Raw genomic sequence first — 2,754 nt, forward strand, 5'->3', positions numbered from 1 at the left:
GCACCGCGCGCTCCAGGGCGTCGTCGTCGGCCCGGGCGGAGCGCCGCGAGCGCAGCCACAGGGCGAGCAGGGCGCTGCGCGGCAGCGCGCCGGGCGCGGACGCCGACCCCGCCGCGGACCCGTCGGACGAATGGGAAACCACGTCGGCCAACCTATAGGGTCGGGGACCATGAGCGCGGTTCTCGACCTGAAGGGCGTCACCGTCCGACGCGGCGGCAAGGCCATCCTCGACGCGGTGGACTGGCGGGTGAACGAGGGGGAGCGCTGGGTCGTCCTGGGCCGCAACGGCGCCGGGAAGACGACGCTCCTGCAGGTCGCGTCGGCCCGCCTGCACCCCACGACCGGCACGGCAGACGTGCTGGGGGAGCGGCTCGGGCGCGTGGACGTCTTCGAGCTGCGCACGCGGGTCGGTCTGGCGTCGGCCGCGCTCGCCGAGACCATCCCCGCCGACGAGACGGTGCGCGACGTCGTCCTCACCGCCGCGTACGGGGTGACCGGCCGCTGGCGCGAGAGCTACGAGGAGTTCGACACCGAGCGCGCCGACGACCTGCTGCGCGCGTTCGGGGTGGACGGCCTCGCGGACCGCCGCTTCGGCACCCTGTCCGAGGGCGAGCGCAAGCGCACGCAGATCGCGCGGTCGCTCATGACGGACCCGGAGGTGCTCCTGCTCGACGAGCCGGCCGCGGGCCTCGACCTCGGCGGTCGTGAGGAGCTCGTGGGCGCGCTCGGCGAGCTCGCGGGGGACTCGCGCTCGCCCGTGCTCGTGCTCGTGACGCACCACGTCGAGGAGATCCCGCCGGGCTTCACGCACGTCATGCTCCTGCGCGACGGCGCGGTCCACCGCGCCGGGCCGATCCGCGAGGTCCTCACCGCGGAGAACCTCAGCGAGGCCTTCGGGCTCCCGTTGCTCGTCGCGCACGGGGGCGGCCGCTGGATGGCACGCGCCGCGCGACCCTGAGACCGCGGCGTGCGGGGCCCGGCGCGGCGAACCGCGGCCGGGCGTGCGAGACCCCGGATAGTCCGGTAAAGTCATCGTAAAGACCGCACGTCGAACGGGGGTCGAGATGGACTGGCTGCTGTGGGTCGGGGCCGGGTTGCTCCTCGCGCTGATCGAGATCATCTCCCTCGACCTCGTCCTCGTGATGTTCGCCGGCGGCGCCCTGGCCGCGGCCGGCGTGAGCGCGGCGGGCGGGCCGCTGTGGCTGCAGATCGTGACGTTCGCCGTCGTGAGCGTGATCCTGCTCCTGACCCTGCGGCCGTGGCTCCTGCGGCACCTGCGCGACCGCGTGCCGCTCGCTGAGACCAACGTCGCCGCGCACGTGGGCCGTGCCGCGCTCGCCGTCGACCGCGTCACCCCGGTCGGCGGCCGCGTGAAGCTCGCGGGCGAGGTCTGGACCGCACGCACCGAGCCGGGCACCGCCGAGATCCCGAGCGGTGCCGAGGTCCGGGTCGTGCGCATCGACGGGGCCACCGCCGTCGTGGCACCGCTGCCGGCGACGCACCCGAACGGCTCGTGACCTGCTCGTGGCGCCGACCGCGCACCGCGACCCGACGCCCTCCGCCGGACCGCGGCGGGCACCGACGACCTGGAGGTAGCCGATGAACGACCTCAGCCCCGGAACGATCCTCGCGTACGTCGTCCTCGCGCTCGTCCTGATCGTCGTGGTCGTGGCGCTCGTCAAGGCGGTGCGGATCGTCCCCCAGGCCGTGGCGCTCATCGTCGAGCGGCTCGGGCGCTACTCGCGCACGCTCGAGCCGGGCCTGCACCTGCTGGTCCCGTTCGTCGACCGGGTCCGGGCGTCGGTCGACCTGCGCGAGCAGGTCGTGTCGTTCCCGCCGCAGCCGGTCATCACCTCCGACAACCTCGTCGTGAGCATCGACACGGTCATCTACTTCCAGGTGACCGACCCGAAGTCCGCGGTGTACGAGATCGCCAACTACATCACCGCGATCGAGCAGCTCACCGTGACGACGCTGCGCAACGTCATCGGCTCCATGGACCTCGAGCAGACGCTCACGAGCCGCGACCAGATCAACGGCCAGCTCCGCGGCGTCCTCGACGAGGCGACCGGCCGCTGGGGGATCCGCGTCAACCGCGTCGAGCTCAAGTCGATCGACCCGCCGCCGAGCGTGCAGGGCTCGATGGAGCAGCAGATGCGCGCCGAGCGCGACCGTCGCGCCGCCATCCTCACCGCGGAGGGCGTCAAGCAGTCCCAGGTCCTCACGGCCGAGGGCGAGAAGCAGGCCGCGATCCTGCGGGCCGAGGGTGACGCGCAGTCCCAGATCCTGCGCGCCGAGGGCGAGGCGCGTGCGATCCTCCAGGTGTTCGACGCGATCCACGAGGGCGACGCCGACCCCAAGCTCCTCGCGTACCAGTACCTGCAGATGCTCCCGCAGATCGCGAACGGCACCGCGAGCAAGCTGTGGGTCGTGCCCACGGAGTTCACGGCGGCCCTCGGGTCGATCGCCCAGGGCTTCGGGGTCCCGGGCGGGGGTGGCGCGGCGGCGCCCGCCGACGGGACGTCGTCGTCCGACGAGGCGACGGTCGCGGCGCGGCGCGGGCGCGACCGCGAGCGTGTGGAGCTCGGGACGCCGTCGCTGACGGACCCGGCGGAGGCGCTCGCGGAGGCCCGCCGGCAGGCGGAGGCCGCGACGGCCGACGCGACGAGCTCGGGCACGCGGTCCGGTCTGCCGTTCGACCCGCAGACCGAGATCGGCCTGCACCCCGGCGGGGAGGACCAGCGGCCCGCCCCG

The 2,754-nt window shown here is 74.2% G+C and carries 3 protein-coding genes; all 3 read left to right on the plus strand.

All coding sequences use genetic code 11. From position 1 onward, the window contains the following. Nucleotides 1-169 precede the first annotated feature (169 nt). Entirely contained in the window at nucleotides 170-958 is a 789-nt protein-coding gene (locus JZ5iCDA_RS16680; RefSeq protein ID WP_069388144.1) for an ABC transporter ATP-binding protein, read from the plus strand. Between the two features lie 106 nt (nucleotides 959-1,064). Beyond that, nucleotides 1,065-1,517, plus strand: a complete 453-nt coding sequence (locus JZ5iCDA_RS16685; protein WP_069388145.1) for an NfeD family protein — start codon at nucleotides 1,065-1,067, stop codon at nucleotides 1,515-1,517. Between the two features lie 82 nt (nucleotides 1,518-1,599). Beyond that, nucleotides 1,600-2,754: SPFH domain-containing protein (locus JZ5iCDA_RS16690; protein ID WP_069388146.1), on the plus strand; the 1,155-nt coding region annotated here is incomplete at its 3' end.

This window comes from Cellulosimicrobium cellulans, assembly GCF_001722485.1.
Taxonomy (GTDB): Bacteria; Actinomycetota; Actinomycetes; order Actinomycetales; family Cellulomonadaceae; genus Cellulosimicrobium; species Cellulosimicrobium cellulans_A.

Coding starts and splice junctions, on each gene's coding strand:
- JZ5iCDA_RS16680 (WP_069388144.1), top strand. CDS start 170: ATGAGCGCGGTTCTCGACCTGAAGGGCGTCACCGTCCGACGCGGCGGC.
- JZ5iCDA_RS16685 (WP_069388145.1), top strand. CDS start 1,065: ATGGACTGGCTGCTGTGGGTCGGGGCCGGGTTGCTCCTCGCGCTGATC.